Raw genomic sequence first — 20,660 nt, forward strand, 5'->3', positions numbered from 1 at the left:
GTGGGAAAACACCAATAAAACAGTGATATTTGCGGCGCTTCAGAGAATCGCTGGCCTTTTCCGGATGTGTCCACGGCCGCACTTCCTGAGTGTAAGTTTTAATTGACACTTCCCCGTCCACAGCGATACTTTTTCAGTGACAAGGACGGAATCGTGACAATGACAGGATCGCATCGCGCCGCTGGCAAGCCGGTGTTTCTCTATACGGAGGAGCAACGCGCGCGCCGTGACAGCAGCGTCTGGACCACCATTCAAGGCGTGCTGGCGCCGCTGCAGTTCCTTGTATTCATCGTGTCTCTGGTTCTCGTCGTCCGCTACCTTGTGACCGGCCTTGGTTATGACGCAGCAACGCTCTCGATCCTGATAAAGACGGCGTTTCTGCTGACCATCATGGTGACCGGTGCGATCTGGGAAAAGGTTGTCTTTGGACAGTACCTGTTTGCGCCCGCCTTCTTTTGGGAGGACGTGTTCTCGTTCCTCGTGATCGCGCTGCACCTTGCTTACGTCTGGGCGCTATGGACCGGGGCGCTGACCACAACCGAGGAAATGTGGCTCGCGCTTGCCGCCTACGCCGCCTACGTCATCAATGCTGGTCAGTTCCTCTGGAAACTGCGGGTCGCTCGTTTGCAGGCGGCGCATGGATCGCTTGCAGAGGAGGCCGCGGCATGACGGAGCAATTCGCGCCCCCGCCGTCCCGCGGTTGCTCCAACACCCCGGTCTTGAAAGAGCGGGGGCAGCATGAAGTGTTTTGCGGCCTCACCGGAATCATCTGGCTGCACCGCAAGATGCAGGACGCGTTCTTCCTTGTTGTCGGAAGCCGCACCTGCGCGCATCTTCTGCAGTCCGCCGCGGGCGTGATGATCTTTGCGGAACCACGCTTTGCGACCGCAATCCTCGAAGAAACCGATCTCGCCGGCATGGCTGACGCGCAGCAGGAACTAGACCGCGTGGTTAGTGAATTGTTGGCACGGCGTCCTGACATCAAGCAACTGTTCCTTGTCGGGTCCTGCCCGTCCGAAGTGATCAAACTCGACCTGGCCAAAGCCGCAGAGCGGATGAGTGCGCAGTTTGCTCCAAATGTGCGGGTGCTCAGCTATTCAGGCTCGGGGATCGAAACGACCTTTACGCAGGGCGAAGATGCATGTCTCGCGGCTATGGTGCCGGTTTTGCCGCAGACCGACGCGCGGGAGCTGCTGTTAGTAGGCGCGCTGCCGGACGTGGTCGAAGAACAGGCTGTCGGATTGCTAGAGGCGATGGGCATCGGCCCGATCCGCGTTTTGCCAGCATCCCGCGTCAACGATGAATATGGCATCGGACCCAACACGCTGTACGCGCTGACACAGCCTTTCCTGACCGACACACACGAAGCGCTGCAACGTCGCCATGCAACCTATATCGCAGCGCCCTTTCCGTTTGGTGAAGAGGGCACGACCGCCTGGCTACGTGCCATCGCCGACCAGTTTGGCGTGTCCGAAGCGAAATTCGCCGAAGTCACAGACGCCCCGCGCGCACGTGCCCGTAAAGCCGTCGCCCAAGCGTCCGAAGCGCTGCGTGGCAAGTCGGTCTTCTTCTTCCCCGACAGCCAGTTGGAAATCCCGCTGGCGCGTTTCCTGACCCGCGAATGTGGGATGGAGGCCGTCGAAGTCGGCACACCCTTCATCCACCGCGCGGTGATGTCATCAGACCTCGATCTATTGGCCGAAGGACCGACCATCGCCGAGGGGCAGGATGTGGACAAGCAACTTGACCGCTGCCGCGATGCACGCCCGGACCTGACGGTCTGCGGCCTTGGCCTTGCGAACCCGTTGGAAGCCGAAGGACTGACGACCAAGTGGGCCATCGAATTGGTCTTCACGCCCGTGCATTTCTATGAACAGGCAGGTGACCTTGCCGGTCTCTTTTCGCGCGCCGTGCGTCGCCGCGACCTCCTCAAGCTGGAGGCGGCGGAATGAAGCTCACCGTTTGGACATATGAAGGCCCGCCGCATGTCGGCGCGATGCGTGTCGCGACCGGAATGAAGGACATGCATTACGTCTTGCACGCGCCGCAGGGTGACACCTACGCGGACCTTCTGTTCACAATGATCGAACGGCGCAACCATCGTCCGCCGGTCACGTACACTACGTTTCAGGCTCGCGATCTGGGCGCCGATACGGCGTATCTGTTCAAAGATGCCGCCAAGGCCGCTTACGAGCGCTTCAAGCCGCAGGCGATGATTGTTGGCGCGTCCTGCACCGCGGAACTGATCCAGGACGATCCCGGCGGTCTGGCCGAAACACTCGGTCTGCCGATCCCGGCGATCCCGCTCGAATTGCCCAGCTACCAGCGCAAGGAAAACTTCGGCGCAGATGAGACGTTTTTCCAGATCGTCCGTCACCTCGCGAAACCGATGGAAAAGACCGCGCGCGTCACTGCGAACCTGATTGGCCCGACCGGCCTTGGCTTCCGTCACCGCGATGACATTACCGAAGTCACCGGTCTGCTCATGGATATGGGGATCGAGGTGAATGTCGTGGCGCCAATGCCTGCATCGCCTTCGGATATCGCCAAGCTGGGACAGGCGCATTTCAACGTCCTGATGTATCCCGAAACGGCTGAGACCGCCGCGCGATACATGGAGCGGGAGTTTGGTCAGCCCTACACCAAGGTTGTTCCCATTGGCGTTGGTGCTACGCGTGATTTCGTTCTGGAGGTGGCCCAGATCTGCGGATTAGAACCTAAACTCGACGAGAGCCGCCTGCGGATGCCGTGGTATTCGGCCAGCGTCGACAGCACCTACCTGACTGGCAAGCGCGTGTTCCTGTTTGGCGACGGTACGCATGTTGCCGCATGTGCTCGCATCGCCCGCGATGAGATGGGTTTCGAAGTGGTCGGCATGGGCTGCTACAACCGCGAACAGGCCCGGATGCTGCGCGGTTTGGCCAAGGATTATGGTGTCGAAGCGTTGATCACCGATGATTACCTCGAAGTCGAACGCCGGATCGAAGAACTTGCGCCCGAGATGATCCTCGGCACCCAGATGGAACGGCATATCGGCAAGCGTCTGGGCATTCCCTGCGCTGTGATTTCCGCGCCTGTGCACGTTCAGGACTTCCCCGCGCGCTTCAGCCCCCAGATGGGCATCGAAGGCGCAAATGTGATCTTTGACACCTGGGTGCATCCACTGGTCATGGGTCTGGAAGAGCACCTGCTCACCATGTTCCGCGAGGACTTTGAATTCCACGACGACGCGGGCGCCAGCCATCACGGTCACAAGGCAAAACTGCGCGAGATCGGTATCACCGACGCATCGGAAACAGAGACTGTTTCACCTGAACTTGCCCAGCCCAACACTGGGCCCGTTGAAATCGTCTGGCTCCCGGCCGCCGAAAAAGAACTGAAGAAAATCCCGTTCTTCGTGCGGGGTAAGGCCAAGCGCAACACCGAGACGTTCGCGTCGGAACGTGGCGTGAATGAGATCAGCGTCGATACGCTTTACGAAGCGAAGGCCCATTATGCGCGATAGTTTCGACGAAGCCCGGGCGTACAAAATCGCCATTATCACGCTGGACAGCCACGCCGCTGGTCCTGTGGCGCGGGCGTCGTTGAACCTTGCGAAGGACTTCCCCGGCCTGACCGTCACCGTCCACGCCGCCGCTGAATGGGCCGAGACTCCCAAGGCGCTCGATGAAACCAAGCGGGCCATCGCTGAGTCTGATATGGTCGTCGCGAACCTGCTTTTCCTCGAAGAACATATCAAACCAATTCTCGAAGACCTGCACGCCGTGCGTGACAAGGTTGATGGTATGATCGGTGTGATTGCCGATGCCGAGATCATCAAGCTGACCAAGCTGGGCAAGCTTGACATGAGCAAGCCTGCATCTGGCTTGATGAAGATCCTCAAATCGCTCAAGCCAAAGTCGACCGACTCCGAAGTGGAGAAGGGCGAAAAGCGGATGCAGCAGCTGCGCCGTTTGCCGAAACTCTTGAAGATGGTGCCGGGAAAAGCGCAGGACTTGCGCTCCTGGTTCCTGGTCATGCAGTACTGGCTCGGCGGTTCGGACGACAATATCGAATCCATGGTGCGCTACCTCTTGGGCAAGTACGCCAAAGGCCGGGAAGAATGGCTGGGGGCCGAGGCCGACGCGCCGATCGAGTACCCGGATGTGGCTCTGTATCACCCGGATTTGCCCAAGCGGATCACCACGGACATCGCCGAACTTCCGCGTCCTGCGAAGGTGAAGGCGACTGTTGGCCTCTTGATGATGCGCTCCTACGTGCTGGCAAACGACACCGCGCACTACGATGCTGTCATCCGTGCGTTCGAAGCGCGGGGCATGGCGGTGCTACCAGCCTTCGCCGGGGGCCTCGATGGCCGCCCCGCGATTGCCGAGTTCTTTCAGACTGAGGACGGACCACGCATCGACGCAATGGTGTCTCTGACCGGGTTCAGCCTTGTTGGTGGGCCGGCCTACAATGACAGCTCCGCAGCGGTTGAAGTGCTCAAGGGTCTCAACATCCCGTACATTGCCGCGCATCCGCTTGAGTTCCAGACACTTGGGCAGTGGGCCAGCGGTGAGCAGGGTCTCGGTCCGATCGAGACCACGATGCTCATTGCCTTGCCCGAACTGGATGGCGCGACCTGCCCAACAGTCTTTGGCGGGCGGCATGGGCCGGATGGATGCAACGGCTGCCAGTACCAATGCCCGTGCGACACGTCGAGCAAGGCGATGGCTCCGTGCCGGGAACGGATTGACAGCCTTGCCGAAAAGACACTGCGTCAGGCAACGCTGCGCCGCAAGCAGAACGCCGAGAAAAACGTAGGGATCGTCCTTTTTGGCTTTCCGCCGAACGCCGGGGCTGTCGGCACGGCGGCGTATCTCGACGTGTTCAATTCACTCTTCAACACGCTCCACCAGATGAAGGCCGAGGGCTACGACCTCGACCCACCTGAAAGCGTCGATGCTCTGCGGGCTGCTGTTCTTGAAGGCAATGCGAAACAGTATGGGCAGGAGGCCAACGTTGCGGCGCATGTGAGCGCGGACGACATAGTTCGCAACACGCCACCCCTGAAAGCCATCGAAGCGGTTTGGGGTCCGGCACCGGGCAAAATTCAGTCCGACGGACGCGGTGTGTTCGTTTTGGGCGCGCAATTCGGCAAGATCTTTGTCGGTGTGCAGCCCACCTTCGGTTACGAGGGCGACCCGATGCGGCTCTTGTTCGAGAAAGGCTTCGCGCCGACGCACGCTTTCGTCACGTTCTACCTCTGGTTGCGCAATACGTTCCAGGCCGATGTCGTGCTGCATTTCGGCATGCACGGTGCGCTCGAGTTCATGCCGGGCAAGCAGGCTGGCCTCGGCGCGCGCGACTGGCCGGATCGTCTCATCGGCGAGATGCCAAATGTGTACCTGTACGCGTCGAACAACCCGTCCGAGGCATCGCTGGCCAAACGCCGGTCGGGCGCTGTGACGGTCACACATCTGACACCGCCGCTTGCGCAATCGGGTCTGTACAAGGGACTTCAGGAACTCAAAGATAGCCTGACACGCTGGCGGTCGCTCGATACGGCTGACCGGGAAAGGGCAGAGTTAGAGACGCTTATCGCCGAACAGGCCGAAGCGGTCGATATGGGCGGCACCGCGCCAGAGGCGTTGTGGCTCAAGCTTCTCGAAACCGAAGATGCGCTGATCCCGGATGGCCTGCACATCGTCGGTAAGACATTCAGCGATGACGCCCGCGCCGACTATCTCAAGCTGATTGAGGATGCGGATGATGACACCCGCGCCAGGGTCGATGCGCTCTTGCAGCAGGAAACCGAGCTGAACGCGTTGATGCGTGCCCTTGGCGGTCGCTATATCGCGCCGGTTCCGGGCGGGGACTTGATCCGTTCAGCCGATGTTTTGCCCACGGGTCGCAACATTCATGCGTTCGATCCGTTCCGGATGCCCACCGAATACGCCTGCCGCGATGGTGCTAAGCAGGCGCAGCTATTGCTGGAGACCCATGACACCCTACCGCGCACCGTGGCGCTGGTATTGTGGGGATCGGACAACATCAAATCCGATGGCGCTCCGCTGGCGCAGGCGCTGGCCCTGATCGGTGCGAAACCGCGCTTTGACAGTTTTGGCCGCATTTCCGGCGCTGACCTGATTCCGCTGGAACAACTGGGCCGTCCGCGGATCGACGTGGTGATGACCCTTTCGGGCATCTTCCGCGATCTTCTGCCGTTGCAGACCCGCATGCTGGCTGAAGCGGCGAAGAAAGCCGCCGAAGCGGATGAACCACTTGAACTCAACTACATCCGTGCCCATGCGTGGGTCTACGCGCAGGAAAACGGCGTCGATCTGGAAACCGCCGCCTTGCGTGTCTTCTCGAATGCCGAAGGTGCATATGGTGCCAACGTCAACGCGCTGGTCGACAGTTCAGCATTTGGGGACGAAGACGAACTCGCGGATGCGTACGAGGCGCGCAAGTCGTTTGCTTACGGCGTGAATGGCAAAGCTGTGTCGAACGCGGCGCTGTTGCAGGACACGTTGAAAACCGTTGATGTGGCCTACCAGAACCTCGAAAGCGTCGAATTGGGTGTCACGACAGTCGACCACTACTTCGACACGCTTGGCGGCATCTCTCGCGCCGTAAAACGCGCGCGCGGTGGGCAAGAGGCGGCGATCTATATCTCCGACACCACGCGCGGCAATGGCAAGATCCGCACGTTGCAGGAACAGGTCGCCCTTGAGACGCGGTCGCGCAGCCTCAATCCGAAATGGTTTGAAGGCATGCTCAAGCACGGAGCCGAAGGCGTGCGCCAGATCGAGGCACAGGTGACCAATACGATGGGCTGGTCTGCCACCACCGGCAAAGTCGAGCCCTGGGTGTACCAACGCCTCAGTGAAACCTTTGTCCTCGATGACGACATGCGCAAGCGGCTGGCAGAGCTGAACCCGACTGCATCGAGCCGCATGGCAAACCGCCTGCTTGAAGCACACGACCGCAATTACTGGCAACCCGACGAAGACACGCTGGCGGCGCTGCAAGACGCTGCCGATGCGCTTGAAGATCGCCTTGAGGGGATCGCAGCCGAATGAACTGGAGCCCGACATGAGTCCACTGGACGCAAAAAGCCCGCCCGCCGCCAAGGCCGCCATGCGCGAAGCCGCAGGTCTGGAAGCGCGTGGCCTGTCTGCCCCGCCCGTTTTGAAAGGACAGGACGGCGAAGGATCGGTGCAAGTGCATCAGGACAACTCGATGAAAATCGAGGGGGCCAAGGTCTTTGCCGTTTATGGCAAGGGCGGCATCGGCAAATCGACCACATCGTCCAACCTGTCGGCCGCGTTTTCCAAACTTGGCAAGCGCGTGCTGCAGATCGGGTGTGACCCGAAGCATGACAGCACATTCACGCTGACAGGCCAGTTGCAGCCCACCGTGATCGACATTCTGAAAGAGGTCGACTTCCACGCCGAAGAACTCCGCCCCGAGGATTTTATGGCGGACGGTTTCAACGGGGTGAAATGCATCGAAGCGGGCGGTCCCCCTGCGGGCACGGGCTGTGGCGGGTATGTGGTTGGCCAGACAGTGAAGCTGCTCAAGCAGCATCACCTGCTGGAAGATACAGACGTCGTGTTGTTCGACGTGTTGGGAGATGTGGTGTGTGGTGGCTTTGCCGCGCCCCTTCAACACGCGGACCGCGCGGTGATCGTCACGGCAAACGATTTCGACAGCATCTACGCGATGAACCGGATCATCGCGGCCGTTCAGGCGAAATCTTCCAACTATAAGGTGCGCCTTGCGGGTTGTGTGGCGAACCGGTCCAAGGACACCGATGAGGTGGATCGCTTCTGCGAAAAGGTCGGCTTTAAGCGCATTGCGCACATGCCCGACTACGACGCCATTCGCCGGTCGCGGCTCAAGAAGAAGACGCTGTTCGAGATGCCCGACGAGGAAGACATCGTCATGGCACGCAAAGAGTACATCCGTCTGGCAGAGACTCTGTGGAACGGCACCGAAGCAATGACGCCGACGCCGCTTGCAGACCGCGATATCTTTGAACTTCTGGGGTTCGATTGATGAGTTACGACGCCACCCGCGACAGGGTCGAACACTATTTCGACCGCACGGCGACCAAGGTATGGGAGCGTCTGACCTCAGACGCTCCCGTCAGCCGTATTCGGGAGACGGTACGCAAAGGTCGTGACCAGATGCGTGACAAGCTACTGTCGGCGTTGCCTGCGGATTTGAACGGCGTGCGCGTTCTGGACGCGGGCTGTGGCGCCGGGCAGATGACCTACGAATTGGCGTGCCGTGGCGCCGATGTCGTAGCCGTGGATATCTCTCCCTCGCTGGTCAAGATCGCCGAAGAGCGCTTGCCGCAGGGCTTGCAGCACAAGGTGACGTTTGCCAGTGGCGACATGCTCTCCTCTGAACTCGGGTCTTTTGACCACGTGATCGCGATGGACAGCCTGATCTATTACACCGAGGCCGACATCCGCACTGCACTCGCGACTCTGGGAGAGCGGACCAGCGGTTCGGTGGCGTTCACGGTTGCCCCACGCACACCGCTGCTCATGACGATGTGGTATACCGGCAAAGCGTTTCCGAAGTCGGATCGCTCCCCGACGATGATCCCGCACGGGCCGTCAAGACTGTCAAAAACCGTCTCTGATATTGGCATACTGAACGATCTTGGCCGGATCAATTCGGGCTTCTACATCAGCCAGGCGCTGGAGTTCCGCCCATGATCGTCACGCGCTCTCAGGTCAAATCGATTGGCGTTCGCTTGCTTCCGTTTTCGGATGCGGCGTCCGACGATTTGCCTTTGGGCCAACTTCTGCGACTGGCGCTGTTCCAGGTGTCGGTCGGCATGGCGGGTGTCATGCTGCTGGGCACGCTGAACCGCGTCATGATCGTGGAGCTATCCGTCCCCGCGACGCTGGTCGCGATCATGGTCGCACTGCCTGTCCTCATCGCACCGTTCCGGGCGCTGCTCGGGTTCAAGTCCGACAACTATCGCTCGGCCATCGGTTGGAAGCGGATCCCCTACCTCTGGTTCGGGACGCTGTGGCAGTTCGGCGGGTTGGCCGTCATGCCTGCGTGCCTTCTCGTTCTGGGCGGTGACGTCACACACGACATTCCCTTCGCGGGCGAAGTGCTGGCAGCATTGGCATTCATCATGACGGGCCTTGGCATGCATATGACCCAGACGGCGGGCTTGGCCTTGGCCGCCGACCGTGCCACGGACGAGACACGCCCGCGTGTCGTGGCGCTGCTTTACGTGATGTTCCTTGTTGGGATGGGTGTGTCGGCCATCGTGATCGGCTGGCTGCTGCGCGACTTTTCTGGCGTGCTGCTCATCAGTGTCGTACAGGGCTGCGCCGTGATGACATTGGTCCTGAACGTGATTGCGCTTTGGAAGCAAGAGCGCGTCAACCCCATGTCGAAGGAAGAGCGCGCGGCGCCGACGCCCTCGTTCAAGGACGCCTGGACAGACCTGACCCACGGCGGCACTGCCGGGCGTCTTCTGGCCGTCGTCTTCCTTGGAACGATGGCCTTCAACATGCAGGACGTGCTGCTTGAGCCCTATGGCGGCGAAATTCTTGGCCTCAGCGTGTCCGCAACCACGCTTCTCACGGCGACATGGGCGGCCGGTGCTTTGGCCGGCTTCGCGCTGGCGGCGCGCGTTTTGTCCAGAGGGGGCAACACGTACCGCATGGCGTCGATGGGGCTTCTCGCCGGGATCGCCGCGTTCTGTACGGTGATCTTTGCCGCGCCGATGGACTCGACACTGCTGTTTTTCATCGGAGCCAGCCTGATCGGTTTTGGTGGGGGATACTTCGCCATCTCGACTCTCACGGCCGCCATGACCCTGCCCGCCGAAGGACTGGCCGGGCGCGGCCTCGCGCTGGGCGCTTGGGGCGCTGCGCAGGCCACCGCTGCGGGTCTGTCGACTCTGATTGGCGGCGCGACCCGCGATAGCGTCAACATGATCGCCATGTCCGGTGCCTGGGGCGAGGCCCTGCAAACCCCGACGACCGGCTATTCGGTCGTCTACCACATCGAAATCGCGCTTCTGTTTGCGACGCTCATCGTCTTGGGCCGTCTCGTTAGCCAAAGCCGGACCGCGCCAACCCTCAACCAGAAACCGACAGGGCTGGGCCTTGCCGATTTCCCAACCTGACCAAGGCCCATCAAGGAGGACACTCAGATGACCGAAGACTATATCCTTGGAAACCTCGACCTCGCGAGCATTTCGCTCTGGTTGTTTTTCATCTTCTTCGTCGGTCTCGTGATCTGGATTCAGCGCGAAAACCAACGCGAAGGGTACCCGCTTCTGGACGAAGACGGCACCCAGGCGGATGCGGGTAGCGTATTCCCGAACCCCGAAGACAAAACCTTCCTCCTGCCCCACGGTCGTGGCACCTACACAGTGCCGTCCGGCCAGACGCCGGAGCGTACGGATATCGATGCCAAGCTGACAAAGCAGTTCGACAGTGGCGGTTTTCCGTTTGATCCGGTTGGCGATCCGCTGGCCGATGGTGTTGGACCGGGCAGCTGGGCTCCGCGCCGCGATGAGCCCGAGCTGGACGGTCACGGGCACCCGAAAATCATTCCGATGTCAGGCAGCGAAAGCTTCCGTGTCGCGGCGGGCCGTGATCCGCGCGGATTGCCCGTTGTCGCCGGCGACGGCGCCATTGTCGGCAAAGTGACCGACATGTGGATCGACGAGCCGGAACAGCTTGTTCGCTATCTCGAGATCGAACTTGACGGGGAATATGGCAGCGGCACGCGCCTTGTCCCGATCACCTTCACCCGCATCTGGGGCAACCGCGTGAAAGTCCGGTCGATTTTCGGTGAGCACTTCGCTGGTGTTCCCCAACTCGCGGCAGCCCAGCAGGTTACCAAGCTCGAAGAGGACAAGATCAGTGCCTATTACGGCGGTGGGACCCTCTACGCGAGCAAAGCCCGCCTCGAACCGCAAATTTGATCTCGCCAATCAAAAAGGGGAACCACCATGCCACATGACGATTTTGAAATCGAACCCGTAAAGGGTTTGCCCGAGGCGCCTCCCGAGGGGGAGGTGATCCTCTGGCAGGGCAAACCGGCATGGTGGCCTCTTGCGAAAGAGTCGCTGAACCTTCTCTGGGTCGCGGGTTACTTCGTGTTTCTTGCGTGCTGGCGTTTTGTGGCGGTGATCGACCTGATGCCGCTGCAACAGGCGATTGGTGCTTCGGTGCCGTTCCTGATCCTTGGCGGGATCGTCTGCGCGATCCTGGTGGCCATCGCATGGGTTCAGGCGCATTACACCGTCTATACGGTCACCAACCGTCGTGTCGCCATGCGCATCGGCGCTGCGCTGAATGTGACACTGAACCTGCCCTATACGCAGATTGCCAATGCACATCTTGACCTGCGGAAGTCGGGCACCGGCACGATCGCCTTCGATCTGATGGGGGATACACGGATCAGCTACCTTGTCTGCTGGCCGCATGTGCGCCCGTGGAAAATCTCGCCCACGCAACCCGCGTTGCGCTGCATTCCCGAGGCGGAAAAGATCGCTGCGATGATTTCGGAAGCGGCTCAGGCCCGGGTGTCCATGCCGCAAGTCGAGCGGCACAGCGCGGCTCCGGCCGCCGTGGCAGCGGAATAAGGGGGGCTTTGACATGACGACAAACGCCCTCGACAAACCACGCATCCACGCGACCGAGAAAGAACTGGTTCCGCGCATGCTTGTGCGGGCCATGTTCGCGATGGTCATGATCTGCTTGATCATGGTCAGCGTCTACACCTGGCTGGACGGCCCGGCCCAATACACCGCTCCGGACAGTCCGGTGGTGATTGAAAAGACCCTCTATCTTGAGGGCAACATGAGCGGGTCGGCCAAGGTTTATACCGAGGACCGCGCGCTGATCGCCGAATACAGCCCGGAGGAGGGAGGATTCCTGTCGGGCATGTGGCGCGTTCTCCAACGTGAACGCACCAAAGCCCGCGTGGCGCTTGACGGTCCGGTGATCGTCCGCGCCCGCGAAAACAACCGTCTTGAGATCTTTGATCCCAGCACGGGATGGGGGGCCGACCTGATGGGGTTCGGCGCCGACAATTCAGCCGCTTTCGCCAAGTTGCTGAAGTAAACGAAAGGGAACCAAAATGGGTTTACTGACCAAAGAGATCGAACGGGCCCCCTGCACGGTGGAAATCAGCCACTGTTTCGAGAGCCTTCATGCACATGTCCGCTTCAACAACGGCGCGGTGATCTATCCCGGTGACGAGGTAAAGGTCCAAGGGCCGGAGATCATGGCCCCCTTTGGAGAGGTCGTCAGCGAAGACCGCGAGGCGGTGATCGTCCGCGCGTCAAAGCTCGAACAGCTCTGGACGCGCTTGACCGGTGACTTCGAGGTGATGGAGCTTTGCGAGTTCTCCTTCTCGGAAGAGGTGACGCTATGAACGCCTACACTGGAAAACACACCGCAGACGCCACGTCTGTCGAAGAAGGCCTTGCCATTCAGGAAGAGCAGGCGAAGTACGACGACAACTTCGCGACTGAGACCGCGATGGCAAACACGCTGCTCACGCCGCGCTTTTACACGACGGATTTCGATGAACTGGACGCTATTGATGTGTCGGACATTCGCGATGAGTGGGACAAGCTGATCGCTCAGATGGAAAGTGACCCGAACAAAGGGCATTTCAAGAAAAACGAAGACTGGGACCATGTCGATTGGGAGAACATGGAGCCGCAGCTGAAGAAGGAATTCATCGACTTCCTGATCTCGAGCTGTACCGCCGAGTTTTCGGGCTGCGTGCTTTACAAGGAAATGAAGCGGCGTGGGAACAACAAGGACATCACGCAGCTTTTCCAGCTGATGGCGCGCGACGAGGCGCGGCATGCCGGTTTCATCAATGATGCGCTGCGCGAAGCGGGCTTGCGCGTGAACCTTGGCTTCCTGACGCAATCGAAGAAGTACACCTACTTCCGGCCCAAGTTCATCTACTACGCGACGTACCTGTCCGAGAAGATCGGTTACGCGCGCTACATCACGATTTTCCGTCATTTGCAGGCGCATCCGGAGCATCGGTTTCACCCGATTTTCAAGTGGTTCGAGGAGTGGTGCAACGACGAGTTCAGCCATGGCGAAGCGTTCGCGCTTCTGATGAAGACCGATCCGAAGCTGACCTCTGGTCGGAACGTCTACTGGATCAAGTTCTTCCTCACCGCGGTCTACGCCACGATGTATGTCCGCGACCACCAGCGGCCTGCCTTCCACGAGGCGCTGGGCGTGGACCCGGACTGGTATGCGCATGAGGTCTTTACCAAGACCTCCAAACTGAGTGAGCAGATATTCCCGATCACGCTGGATATCGACCATCCGCGCTGGCAGCCGACACTGGAAAGGCTGCAACGCGCCAATGTGCAGATTGCTGAAGGAAAAGCGCAAGGCGGAGTGGCTGGAAAGCTCAAGGAAATCGCGGGATCGGCGAAGGCGGCGCTGTGTTTTGCTTCGCTCTATACGATCCCGGCCAAGAAACATCAGGTGCCTGAAAACACACGTTTGGTGCCCGCATACTAAGCGGTTTCGCCGCCTTCGGGCGGCGACCGCGTGGGGGCTCTGCCCCCACACCCCCGATAATTTTTGAACCGAAGAAGGACAGACACGCGTGTTGAATGACCCATGGATCGCGGCCCTGGTGGCACTGTTCCTCTGGTGGTTTTCCACCGGGGCGATCCTTTGGCTCGTGAAATTCGCGGACCGGCGCGGGTTCCGGTTTGGACAGGTCCTGACGATTGCCGCGTTTCCTGTGTTTCTGTTGGGTGCCTACGGTGTCTGGTTCAGCGCAGACGGAACCGATGTCGGTGCGGCCTATCACGCATTCCTTGCCGCGCTGGCGTTGTGGGGCTGGATCGAGACGGCCTTTCTGACGGGCACGATCACGGGTCCGAACACGCATGTCTGCCGCGATGAGATCCCCGAATGGGAACGATTCATCCGGGCCTGGGGGACGATTGCCTATCATGAGATGCTGCTCGCCGCGACACTTGTGGGTATCTGGCTGTACACGCACGGCGCGGAGAACACGTTCGGATTCTGGACTTTCGCGGTGCTGTTCTTTGCCCGCGTGTCGGCCAAGCTGAACCTGTTTCTTGGCGTGCCCAAGATCAATACGGAATTCCTGCCTGCCGCGCTGGCGCATCTGCCCAGCCATTTCCGCCACGCAAAGATGAACTGGCTTTTCCCGCTGTCCATCACGGCGCTGACCTTTGCCGTCGCCTGCTGGCTGGAGCGGATCTATTCGGCCACCACTCAAGGCGATGTCGTGGGGTTCGCCCTTTTGGCGGCCATGACTGCGCTGGCCCTGCTCGAACACTGGTTCATGGTGCTGCCGCTGCCCGATGAGAAACTCTGGCGCTGGATGCTGCCCGCGCCGAAACCAACAACAAAAGACAAGACGATAAGAAGAACGGAGGACGCCCATGGACTTTGACTGCCTGTTCAATGCCCAGCTCGACACCCTTAAAGAGGAGGGCAACTACCGTATCTTTGCAGAGCTTGAGCGCAAGTGCGGCGCGTTTCCGAAGGCGAAAAGCCACGACGAGGATTGCCCGGACGAGGTGACCGTTTGGTGTTCGAACGATTATCTTGGCATGGGCCAGCATCCGAAGGTGATCCAGTCCATGCAAAACGCCGTCGCCGAAAACGGCTGTGGCGCGGGCGGAACGCGCAATATTTCGGGCACAAACCACCAGCACAAACTGCTTGAGGCGGAGCTCGCCGATTTGCATGGCAAGGAAAGCGCGCTGTTGTTCACCTCTGGCTACGTCTCCAACTGGGCGGCGCTGTCGACACTTGGGTCGCGTTTGCCGGACGCGGTGATCCTGTCGGATGAGTTGAACCATGCTTCGATGATCGAAGGCATTCGCCACAGCCGTGCGAATAAGGTCATCTGGAAACACAACGATCCCGAAGATCTGGACCGCAAGCTGGCGGCGCTCCCGTCCAATGCGACGAAGATCGTGGCATTTGAATCCGTCTATTCCATGGATGGTGACATCTGCCCGATGAAAGAGATCGTCGAAGTTGCCGAAAAGCACGGCGCCATGACCTATCTCGACGAGGTGCATGCGGTTGGCATGTACGGCCCGCGCGGCGGCGGTGTGTCCGAGCGTGAAGGTCTGGCGGATCGGATCACGCTGATCGAAGGGACGCTTGGCAAAGCCTTTGGTGTCATGGGCGGTTACATCACCGGATCAGAGGCGATGTGCGATTTCGTCCGGTCCTTTGCGTCCGGTTTCATCTTTACCACTGCCCTGCCGCCAGCGGTTGCCGCGGCTGCGCGTACGTCAATCCGGCATCTCAAGGAAAGCCGCGTAGAGCGTGATGCGCAGAAAGCGCAGGTGGCGCATCTGCGCAAGCGTCTCAATGACTATGGCATTCCGCATCTCGAAAACCCGAGCCACATCATTCCTGTCATGATCAAGGACCCGGTCAAGTGCAGGATGCTCGCGGATATTCTGATGCAGGATTACGGCATCTACGTGCAGCCGATCAATTATCCGACGGTACCTAAAGGCACGGAGCGGTTGCGCTTTACGCCAGGTCCGCTGCACACCGACGCGGATATCGAACACCTGGTTCAGGCGCTGGCAACCCTCTGGAAACAATGTGCAATCGCACATCAGGTGGCTTGACCTTTCTGTCATCGCAGTTAGGTGGTGTCGAACGTTTGGAATTCCCATTGGTTTATGGGGAGACTGTGCGATAGTGTGCATCCGAACACGAAAAGGGAGTTCGACATGAAGCTTATGATCGCAACCGCCGCCGCTACTTTGACACTCGCTGGCGCGGCGTTCGCGGAGAGCCACGCAGGGTCCGGTGACGCTGCTGCCGGCGAAACCGAATTCAATAAATGCAAGTCGTGCCACATGATCGTGGCCGATGACGGAACCGAAATCGTCAAGGGCGGCCGCACCGGCCCGAACCTCTACGGCATCATCGGTCGTCAGGCCGGCAGCGTTGAGGATTTCCGCTACGGTGACAGCCTTGTCGCGGCTGGGGAAGCCGGTCTCGTTTGGGACGAAGAGACGTTTGTGGCCTACGTTCAGGACCCGCGCGGTTTCCTGCGTGAGTACCTCGAGGATGATGGCGCACGGTCCAAGATGTCCTACCGGTTGCGGTCGGGCATGGAAGATGTCTACGCCTATCTCGTGTCGGTTGGTCCGGACTCCGGTTCCTGATCACTGGCCCAAGACAGTTCAGAGAAGGGCGTGCTGCCACAGCACGCCCTTTTCTTTTGCCCGGTGTGCGGCAACAGAGTTGACCACGCTCAGCGGCAAACGCAAAACAGGCCCAGCAAGCAAAGGGCGGTAGAATGAAGATTGCGATGATTGGGACCGGATATGTGGGTCTCGTCTCTGGGGTGTGTTTCTCGGATTTTGGCCACAACGTGGTGTGTGTCGACAAGGACCAGCGCAAGATCGATATGCTGGAGCGCGGTGAGGTTCCGATCTATGAGCCGGGGCTGGGTAGCCTTATGGCCAAGAACGTCGATGCCGGTCGCCTGGCATTCACCCGCGATCTGTCCGTGGCCCTGGACGGTGCAGAGGCCGTTTTCATCGCCGTTGGAACGCCCACGCGCCGTGGGGATGGGCATGCGGATCTCACCTACGTCATGGCCGCCGCGGAAGAAATCGCCAAGGCGGCGACGGATTACATGGTGATTATCACCAAATCGACCGTGCCTGTGGGGACCAATCGCAAGGTGAGAGAGGTCGTGGCAGCGGCCAATCCTGATCTGGATTTCGACGTGGCATCAAATCCGGAATTCCTCCGCGAAGGCGCGGCGATCGACGATTTCATGAAGCCAGACCGCGTCGTCGTTGGTGTTGAGACAGACCGTGCCGCACAGGTGATGTCCGAGATCTACCGACCGCTGTACTTGCGGGATTTCCCGATCGTCACGACCGATCTCGAATCCGCCGAGATGATTAAATATGCGGCGAACGCCTTTCTGGCGACGAAAATCACGTTCATCAACGAAATCGCAGCTCTGTGCGAGAAAGTCGGCGCGGACGTGAAGCAGGTGTCCAAAGGCATGGGCATGGACAACCGTATTGGCAACAAGTTCCTCCATGCCGGACCCGGTTACGGCGGATCCTGCTTTCCCAAGGACACCAAGGCGCTTGCCCGGATCGGACAAGACCATTCCTGCCCGATGCACATCACGGAGACTGTGATTTCGGTGAATGAGAGCATCAAGCGCCGGATGATCGACAAGTTGCAGGACCTCTGTGATGGGTCTTTCATCGACAAAACCATCGCAGTGCTCGGCGTGACCTTCAAACCCAACACAGACGATATGCGCGATGCCCCGTCACTGACGATCATTCCGGCACTCGTTGGTGGCGGTGCCAAGGTTCGTGTGTGCGATCCGCAAGGCCAGAACGAGGGCGAAGCGCTCTTGCCCGGTGTGACCTGGAACGAGGATCCGTACGCGGCAGCCAAAAATGCGGACCTGCTGGTGATCCTGACAGAGTGGAACGAGTTCCGGGCGCTTGATCTGGCCCAGATTGCATCGTCCATGAACCATGCGGCCCTAGCCGATCTGCGGAACATCTACAATTCCGCCGTGGCGCGGGATGCCGGTTTCAAGGCGTATGAGAGCATCGGTCGAACAGGGTACGCCTGATCGGGTCCGATTCTCGACCCGATGACATAACTTTTAGCGCTACAAGCGTCGATTGCGGCAGTATTCCGTCACCTTCTGCGACAGTCTGGACGGCGTGATTTGATTGTCATCGGGCCGTGCGAAATCTGGCTAAAAGATGGCAAAGTGCTCGGTGGTTCGCCACATTTCTGACAAAGAGAGACATGTCGGGCGGGGGCTCGAACACAGGTGAAGGTCATGCGTTTGGTCTCTGACCACGTCCAATCTCTCTCTTTGCTCACGGATGCCGGGTTTCTCGGAACACAGATGCACGACCTTTCGTTCGCTGCGACGCAGGAGCTCTTGTCTGAAACATGATGGCACGCGCGGGGGCGCGACTTTGCAGCTACAACTCCGATCCGAGGTGAAGTGCTGCGTGCCAGTTTCTTGCGGCGGGGGCCGCACAAGAGTTCCTGCGAAAGCCGACCAGACGATTAGCCTGATGTGGGGCGTCCCAGAATAGTTCTGAGGATGGCTTTGGCGTTGTCGGACGCCCAGTCTGCATCCCCGCGCAAACGGGCGACTTCCTGGCCTTCGGGGTTCAGAATGACAGTGATCGGCAAGCCGAGCACACCCATCTCGCGCGCAAGGCCCGATTTCGGGTCGCGATGCAGCGGCAGATTTCCAACGCCGATTTCGTCGAAGAATGTTTTCATCGCCGGGGGCGGGTTCCGTCCGGTCGCGATTGTCACCACCTCGAAATCTTCGCCGCCGAACTCTGTCTGAAGTTCGGACAGCATAGGCATTTCCTTGCGGCAGGGCGCGCACCATGTGGCCCAGAAATTCAGAAGGACCCACTTTCCGTGGTAGTCGGCCAATGACACAGGTTCGCCTTCGAATGTCGTGAATTCGGCCGTGCCAGCCTGTTGCGCTTCGCTGTGGAATGTCAGCTTCTTCATGTCCCCTTGGCGCATCGCCTCGGCCGCAGAGAGGTCGGCCAGAGCCGGATTTGCAAGCGTCACGAGGCCCGTATAGAGGATGGCGGCAAGCGTTTTCTTCATTTTCCCTCCGAAGGGGTAAGACATGTCCGACAAATCCTCGAACCAAATGTGGGGTGGCCGTTTCGCCGCCGGGCCCGATGCGATCATGGAGGCAATCAACGCCTCGATCGGGTTCGACAAACGCATGGCGGCACAGGACATCGCCGGGTCGAGGGCCCACGCCGCAATGCTTGCCGCGCAGGGTATAGTGACACCTAGCGATGCAGAGGCGATGCGGGAAGGCTTGCTCACCGTATTGTCAGAGATTGAAACAGGCCAATTCGTTTTCTCGACTGCGCTGGAAGACATTCACATGAATGTCGAAGCGCGCCTGAAAGAGATCATCGGAGAACCGGCCGGTCGCTTGCACACGGGTCGGTCGCGCAACGATCAGGTGGCAACGGATTTCCGCCTTTGGGTGCGGGATCAACTGGATACCGCATCTTCGGGCCTAACAGCCCTCATCCGGGCTTTGCTGGCCCAGGCCGAGGCGGGAGCCGACTGGGTCATGCCCGGATTCACCCACCTGCAAACCGCGCAGCCCGTGACGTGGGGCCATCACATGATGGCTTATGTCGAGATGTTCGCGCGCGATCTGAGCCGGGTGGAGGATGCACGCCGGCGGATGAACGAGTCTCCGCTGGGTGCGGCAGCACTTGCCGGAACATCTTTCCCGATTGACCGGGACATGACGGCAAAAGCGCTGGGTTTTGACCGCCCGATGGCGAACAGCCTCGACGCGGTCAGCGACCGCGACTTCGCGCTGGAATTCCTGTCTGTCGCAAGCATCAGTGCCATGCACTTGTCTCGTATGGCAGAAGAGTTGGTGATCTGGTCGTCGGCCCAGTTCCGCTTTGTCACGCTATCGGATCGGTTCTCAACCGGATCGTCGATCATGCCGCAGAAAAAGAACCCGGATGCGGCCGAACTGATCCGCGCGAAGATCGGGCGCATCTTCGGGGCCAATGTCGCGCTGATGACGGTGATGAAAGGTCTTCCGCTCGCCTATTCCAAGGACATGCAGGAAGACAAAGAGCAGGTCTTCGATGCCGCCGACAACTGGATGCTCGCGCTTGCTGCGATGGAGGGCATGGTCAAGGACATGTCGGCCAACACCCAAGTTTTGGAAGCGGCAGCCTCAGCCGGGTTTTCGACCGCTACGGACCTTGCTGACTGGCTTGTCCGCGAACTCGACCTACCCTTCCGGGACGCGCATCATGTCACCGGGTCTTTGGTGGCGATGGCGGAACAGAAAGGATGCGATTTGCCGGATTTGAGCCTTGCGGACATGCAGTCGGTCCATGACGGGATCAGCGAAGCTGTGTTCGACGTTCTTGGTGTGCATAACTCGGTTGCAAGCCGTACCAGTTTTGGCGGCACGGCGCCGGTGCGGGTGCGAGAACAGATCGCACGGTGGAAGGAGACGCTTGGATGATCCGCGCATCGCTCATCGCTTCGCTTTTCGCATTGGCCGCCTGCGGTGCGGATGGGGACCCGGTCCGACCATCAGTCAATTCGACCGTGACTGTCGGCTCTGACGGGATCAAAACCTCGACCGGCGTGACCGTGCAGTCCGGGCCGGTAACGGTTGGAGTTGGGTTCTGATGTCGTTCATGCGCTGGATCTACCTTGGGCTCGCCATCTGGGGCGCGGTGCACCCGATGTACTACTTCATGTCCTACCTCGCTGCGAACGACTGGAGCCTCGGGGCGCTGATCGATGCATGGTACGTCAACGACTCCACCACCGGCCTTACCTGGGACCTGACCATCGCGGCGATCACGCTGACGATCTGGATCATTGCCGAAGTCGCGGTGCGACGAAACTGGTCCGCCCTGTTTGCGATACCGGCGACCTATTGTATCGGTGTCAGCTGCGGCTTGCCGCTCTACCTGTACCTGCGGTCGCGCCCGATCGACTGACGGGATCGGCGTATTTCTGAAAAGAAGATTCGGAGGGTGGCGTGACGCCATCCCATGCGCTACTGCGGCGCGGTCTGTTCTGGAGGCG

Annotated in this window: 20 protein-coding genes; 19 read left to right on the forward strand and 1 reads right to left on the reverse strand. The window is 59.9% G+C overall.

Annotated elements, in window-relative coordinates; genetic code table 11:
* The first annotated feature begins 159 nt into the window (after positions 1-159).
* The 16 genes from bchF (at position 160) to BUA42_RS12030 (ending at position 17,652) form a co-directional block, all read left to right on the forward strand.
* Positions 160-669: a 2-vinyl bacteriochlorophyllide hydratase gene (bchF, locus tag BUA42_RS11955; protein WP_072778094.1), complete on the forward strand. Its 510-nt coding sequence runs from the start codon at positions 160-162 to the stop codon at positions 667-669.
* Complete coding sequence (locus BUA42_RS11960) at positions 666-1,952, forward strand: ferredoxin:protochlorophyllide reductase (ATP-dependent) subunit N (RefSeq protein ID WP_072778095.1); 1,287 nt, start codon at positions 666-668, stop codon at positions 1,950-1,952. Before bchF ends, BUA42_RS11960 begins: the two co-directional genes overlap by 4 nt.
* Positions 1,949-3,505: a ferredoxin:protochlorophyllide reductase (ATP-dependent) subunit B gene (gene bchB, locus BUA42_RS11965; protein ID WP_072778096.1), complete on the forward strand. Its 1,557-nt coding sequence runs from the start codon at positions 1,949-1,951 to the stop codon at positions 3,503-3,505. The genes BUA42_RS11960 and bchB overlap by 4 nt, the downstream gene beginning before the upstream one ends.
* Complete coding sequence (locus tag BUA42_RS11970) at positions 3,495-7,064, forward strand: magnesium chelatase subunit H (protein WP_072778097.1); 3,570 nt, start codon at positions 3,495-3,497, stop codon at positions 7,062-7,064. Before bchB ends, BUA42_RS11970 begins: the two co-directional genes overlap by 11 nt.
* A 58-nt stretch (positions 7,065-7,122) precedes the next feature.
* Positions 7,123-8,043, forward strand: a complete 921-nt coding sequence (bchL, locus tag BUA42_RS11975) for a ferredoxin:protochlorophyllide reductase (ATP-dependent) iron-sulfur ATP-binding protein (RefSeq protein ID WP_072778448.1) — start codon at positions 7,123-7,125, stop codon at positions 8,041-8,043.
* Complete coding sequence (gene bchM, locus BUA42_RS11980; protein ID WP_072778098.1) at positions 8,043-8,714, forward strand: magnesium protoporphyrin IX methyltransferase; 672 nt, start codon at positions 8,043-8,045, stop codon at positions 8,712-8,714. Before bchL ends, bchM begins: the two co-directional genes overlap by 1 nt.
* Entirely contained in the window at positions 8,711-10,150 is a 1,440-nt protein-coding gene (locus tag BUA42_RS11985) for a PucC family protein (protein WP_072778099.1), read from the forward strand. The genes bchM and BUA42_RS11985 overlap by 4 nt, the downstream gene beginning before the upstream one ends.
* Before the next feature lie 27 nt (positions 10,151-10,177).
* Complete coding sequence (gene puhA, locus BUA42_RS11990; RefSeq protein ID WP_072778100.1) at positions 10,178-10,957, forward strand: photosynthetic reaction center subunit H; 780 nt, start codon at positions 10,178-10,180, stop codon at positions 10,955-10,957.
* A 27-nt stretch (positions 10,958-10,984) separates the two neighbouring features.
* Positions 10,985-11,620, forward strand: a complete 636-nt coding sequence (gene puhB / locus BUA42_RS11995; RefSeq protein ID WP_072778101.1) for a photosynthetic complex putative assembly protein PuhB — start codon at positions 10,985-10,987, stop codon at positions 11,618-11,620.
* A gap of 13 nt (positions 11,621-11,633) precedes the next feature.
* Complete coding sequence (gene puhC / locus BUA42_RS12000) at positions 11,634-12,101, forward strand: photosynthetic complex assembly protein PuhC (RefSeq protein WP_072778102.1); 468 nt, start codon at positions 11,634-11,636, stop codon at positions 12,099-12,101.
* Between the two features lie 16 nt (positions 12,102-12,117).
* A complete protein-coding gene (locus BUA42_RS12005; protein ID WP_072778103.1) occupies positions 12,118-12,414 on the forward strand; it encodes a hypothetical protein in 297 nt (98 codons plus the stop codon).
* The gene (gene acsF / locus BUA42_RS12010) at positions 12,411-13,538 is read left to right on the forward strand and encodes a magnesium-protoporphyrin IX monomethyl ester (oxidative) cyclase (protein ID WP_072778104.1); all 1,128 of its coding nucleotides are present in this window, start codon (positions 12,411-12,413) and stop codon (positions 13,536-13,538) included. The genes BUA42_RS12005 and acsF overlap by 4 nt, the downstream gene beginning before the upstream one ends.
* Before the next feature lie 88 nt (positions 13,539-13,626).
* Complete coding sequence (puhE, locus tag BUA42_RS12015) at positions 13,627-14,451, forward strand: putative photosynthetic complex assembly protein PuhE (RefSeq protein ID WP_072778105.1); 825 nt, start codon at positions 13,627-13,629, stop codon at positions 14,449-14,451.
* Positions 14,441-15,655 carry a 5-aminolevulinate synthase gene (hemA, locus tag BUA42_RS12020; protein ID WP_072778106.1) on the forward strand — a complete coding sequence of 405 codons (1,215 nt, stop codon included), beginning with the start codon at positions 14,441-14,443 and terminating at the stop codon, positions 15,653-15,655. The genes puhE and hemA overlap by 11 nt, the downstream gene beginning before the upstream one ends.
* A gap of 105 nt (positions 15,656-15,760) precedes the next feature.
* A complete protein-coding gene (locus BUA42_RS12025) occupies positions 15,761-16,201 on the forward strand; it encodes a c-type cytochrome (RefSeq protein ID WP_072778108.1) in 441 nt (146 codons plus the stop codon).
* A gap of 134 nt (positions 16,202-16,335) precedes the next feature.
* Positions 16,336-17,652: a UDP-glucose dehydrogenase family protein gene (locus tag BUA42_RS12030; RefSeq protein WP_072778109.1), complete on the forward strand. Its 1,317-nt coding sequence runs from the start codon at positions 16,336-16,338 to the stop codon at positions 17,650-17,652.
* Between the two features lie 452 nt (positions 17,653-18,104).
* On the opposite strand, the gene BUA42_RS12035 is transcribed toward BUA42_RS12030, so the two are convergent.
* Positions 18,105-18,671 carry a TlpA family protein disulfide reductase gene (locus BUA42_RS12035; RefSeq protein ID WP_072778449.1) on the reverse strand — a complete coding sequence of 189 codons (567 nt, stop codon included), beginning with the start codon at positions 18,669-18,671 and terminating at the stop codon, positions 18,105-18,107.
* Positions 18,672-18,693: 22 nt separating this feature from the next.
* On the opposite strand from BUA42_RS12035, the gene argH reads away from it, so the two are divergent.
* Genes argH through BUA42_RS12045 form a run of 3 tightly spaced genes read left to right on the forward strand, consistent with a single transcriptional unit; the run spans position 18,694 to position 20,572 of the window.
* Complete coding sequence (gene argH, locus BUA42_RS12040; protein WP_072778111.1) at positions 18,694-20,085, forward strand: argininosuccinate lyase; 1,392 nt, start codon at positions 18,694-18,696, stop codon at positions 20,083-20,085.
* Positions 20,082-20,255 (forward strand): hypothetical protein, encoded by a 174-nt coding sequence (locus tag BUA42_RS21175; RefSeq protein ID WP_178346901.1) that lies wholly within the window; start codon positions 20,082-20,084, stop codon positions 20,253-20,255. Before argH ends, BUA42_RS21175 begins: the two co-directional genes overlap by 4 nt.
* Positions 20,255-20,572 (forward strand): DUF2834 domain-containing protein, encoded by a 318-nt coding sequence (locus BUA42_RS12045; RefSeq protein WP_072778112.1) that lies wholly within the window; start codon positions 20,255-20,257, stop codon positions 20,570-20,572. The genes BUA42_RS21175 and BUA42_RS12045 overlap by 1 nt, the downstream gene beginning before the upstream one ends.
* Positions 20,573-20,660 lie beyond the last annotated feature (88 nt).

Source organism: Marivita hallyeonensis, assembly GCF_900129875.1.
Lineage (GTDB): Bacteria > Pseudomonadota > Alphaproteobacteria > Rhodobacterales > Rhodobacteraceae > Marivita > Marivita hallyeonensis.

What these genes read in the sequence shown, in the direction of transcription:
- bchB (WP_072778096.1), top strand. Translation starts at nt 1,949, where the DNA reads ATGAAGCTCACCGTTTGGACATATGAAGGCCCGCCGCATGTCGGCGCG.
- hemA (WP_072778106.1), top strand. Translation starts at nt 14,441, where the DNA reads ATGGACTTTGACTGCCTGTTCAATGCCCAGCTCGACACCCTTAAAGAG.
- bchF (WP_072778094.1), top strand. Translation starts at nt 160, where the DNA reads ATGACAGGATCGCATCGCGCCGCTGGCAAGCCGGTGTTTCTCTATACG.
- puhC (WP_072778102.1), top strand. Translation starts at nt 11,634, where the DNA reads ATGACGACAAACGCCCTCGACAAACCACGCATCCACGCGACCGAGAAA.
- BUA42_RS21175 (WP_178346901.1), top strand. Translation starts at nt 20,082, where the DNA reads ATGATCCGCGCATCGCTCATCGCTTCGCTTTTCGCATTGGCCGCCTGC.
- BUA42_RS12030 (WP_072778109.1), top strand. Translation starts at nt 16,336, where the DNA reads ATGAAGATTGCGATGATTGGGACCGGATATGTGGGTCTCGTCTCTGGG.
- puhB (WP_072778101.1), top strand. Translation starts at nt 10,985, where the DNA reads ATGCCACATGACGATTTTGAAATCGAACCCGTAAAGGGTTTGCCCGAG.
- BUA42_RS12035 (WP_072778449.1), bottom strand. Translation starts at nt 18,671, where the DNA reads ATGAAGAAAACGCTTGCCGCCATCCTCTATACGGGCCTCGTGACGCTT.
- bchM (WP_072778098.1), top strand. Translation starts at nt 8,043, where the DNA reads ATGAGTTACGACGCCACCCGCGACAGGGTCGAACACTATTTCGACCGC.
- argH (WP_072778111.1), top strand. Translation starts at nt 18,694, where the DNA reads ATGTCCGACAAATCCTCGAACCAAATGTGGGGTGGCCGTTTCGCCGCC.
- BUA42_RS12005 (WP_072778103.1), top strand. Translation starts at nt 12,118, where the DNA reads ATGGGTTTACTGACCAAAGAGATCGAACGGGCCCCCTGCACGGTGGAA.
- bchL (WP_072778448.1), top strand. Translation starts at nt 7,123, where the DNA reads ATGCGCGAAGCCGCAGGTCTGGAAGCGCGTGGCCTGTCTGCCCCGCCC.
- BUA42_RS12045 (WP_072778112.1), top strand. Translation starts at nt 20,255, where the DNA reads ATGTCGTTCATGCGCTGGATCTACCTTGGGCTCGCCATCTGGGGCGCG.
- acsF (WP_072778104.1), top strand. Translation starts at nt 12,411, where the DNA reads ATGAACGCCTACACTGGAAAACACACCGCAGACGCCACGTCTGTCGAA.
- BUA42_RS11970 (WP_072778097.1), top strand. Translation starts at nt 3,495, where the DNA reads ATGCGCGATAGTTTCGACGAAGCCCGGGCGTACAAAATCGCCATTATC.
- puhA (WP_072778100.1), top strand. Translation starts at nt 10,178, where the DNA reads ATGACCGAAGACTATATCCTTGGAAACCTCGACCTCGCGAGCATTTCG.
- BUA42_RS11960 (WP_072778095.1), top strand. Translation starts at nt 666, where the DNA reads ATGACGGAGCAATTCGCGCCCCCGCCGTCCCGCGGTTGCTCCAACACC.
- BUA42_RS12025 (WP_072778108.1), top strand. Translation starts at nt 15,761, where the DNA reads ATGAAGCTTATGATCGCAACCGCCGCCGCTACTTTGACACTCGCTGGC.
- BUA42_RS11985 (WP_072778099.1), top strand. Translation starts at nt 8,711, where the DNA reads ATGATCGTCACGCGCTCTCAGGTCAAATCGATTGGCGTTCGCTTGCTT.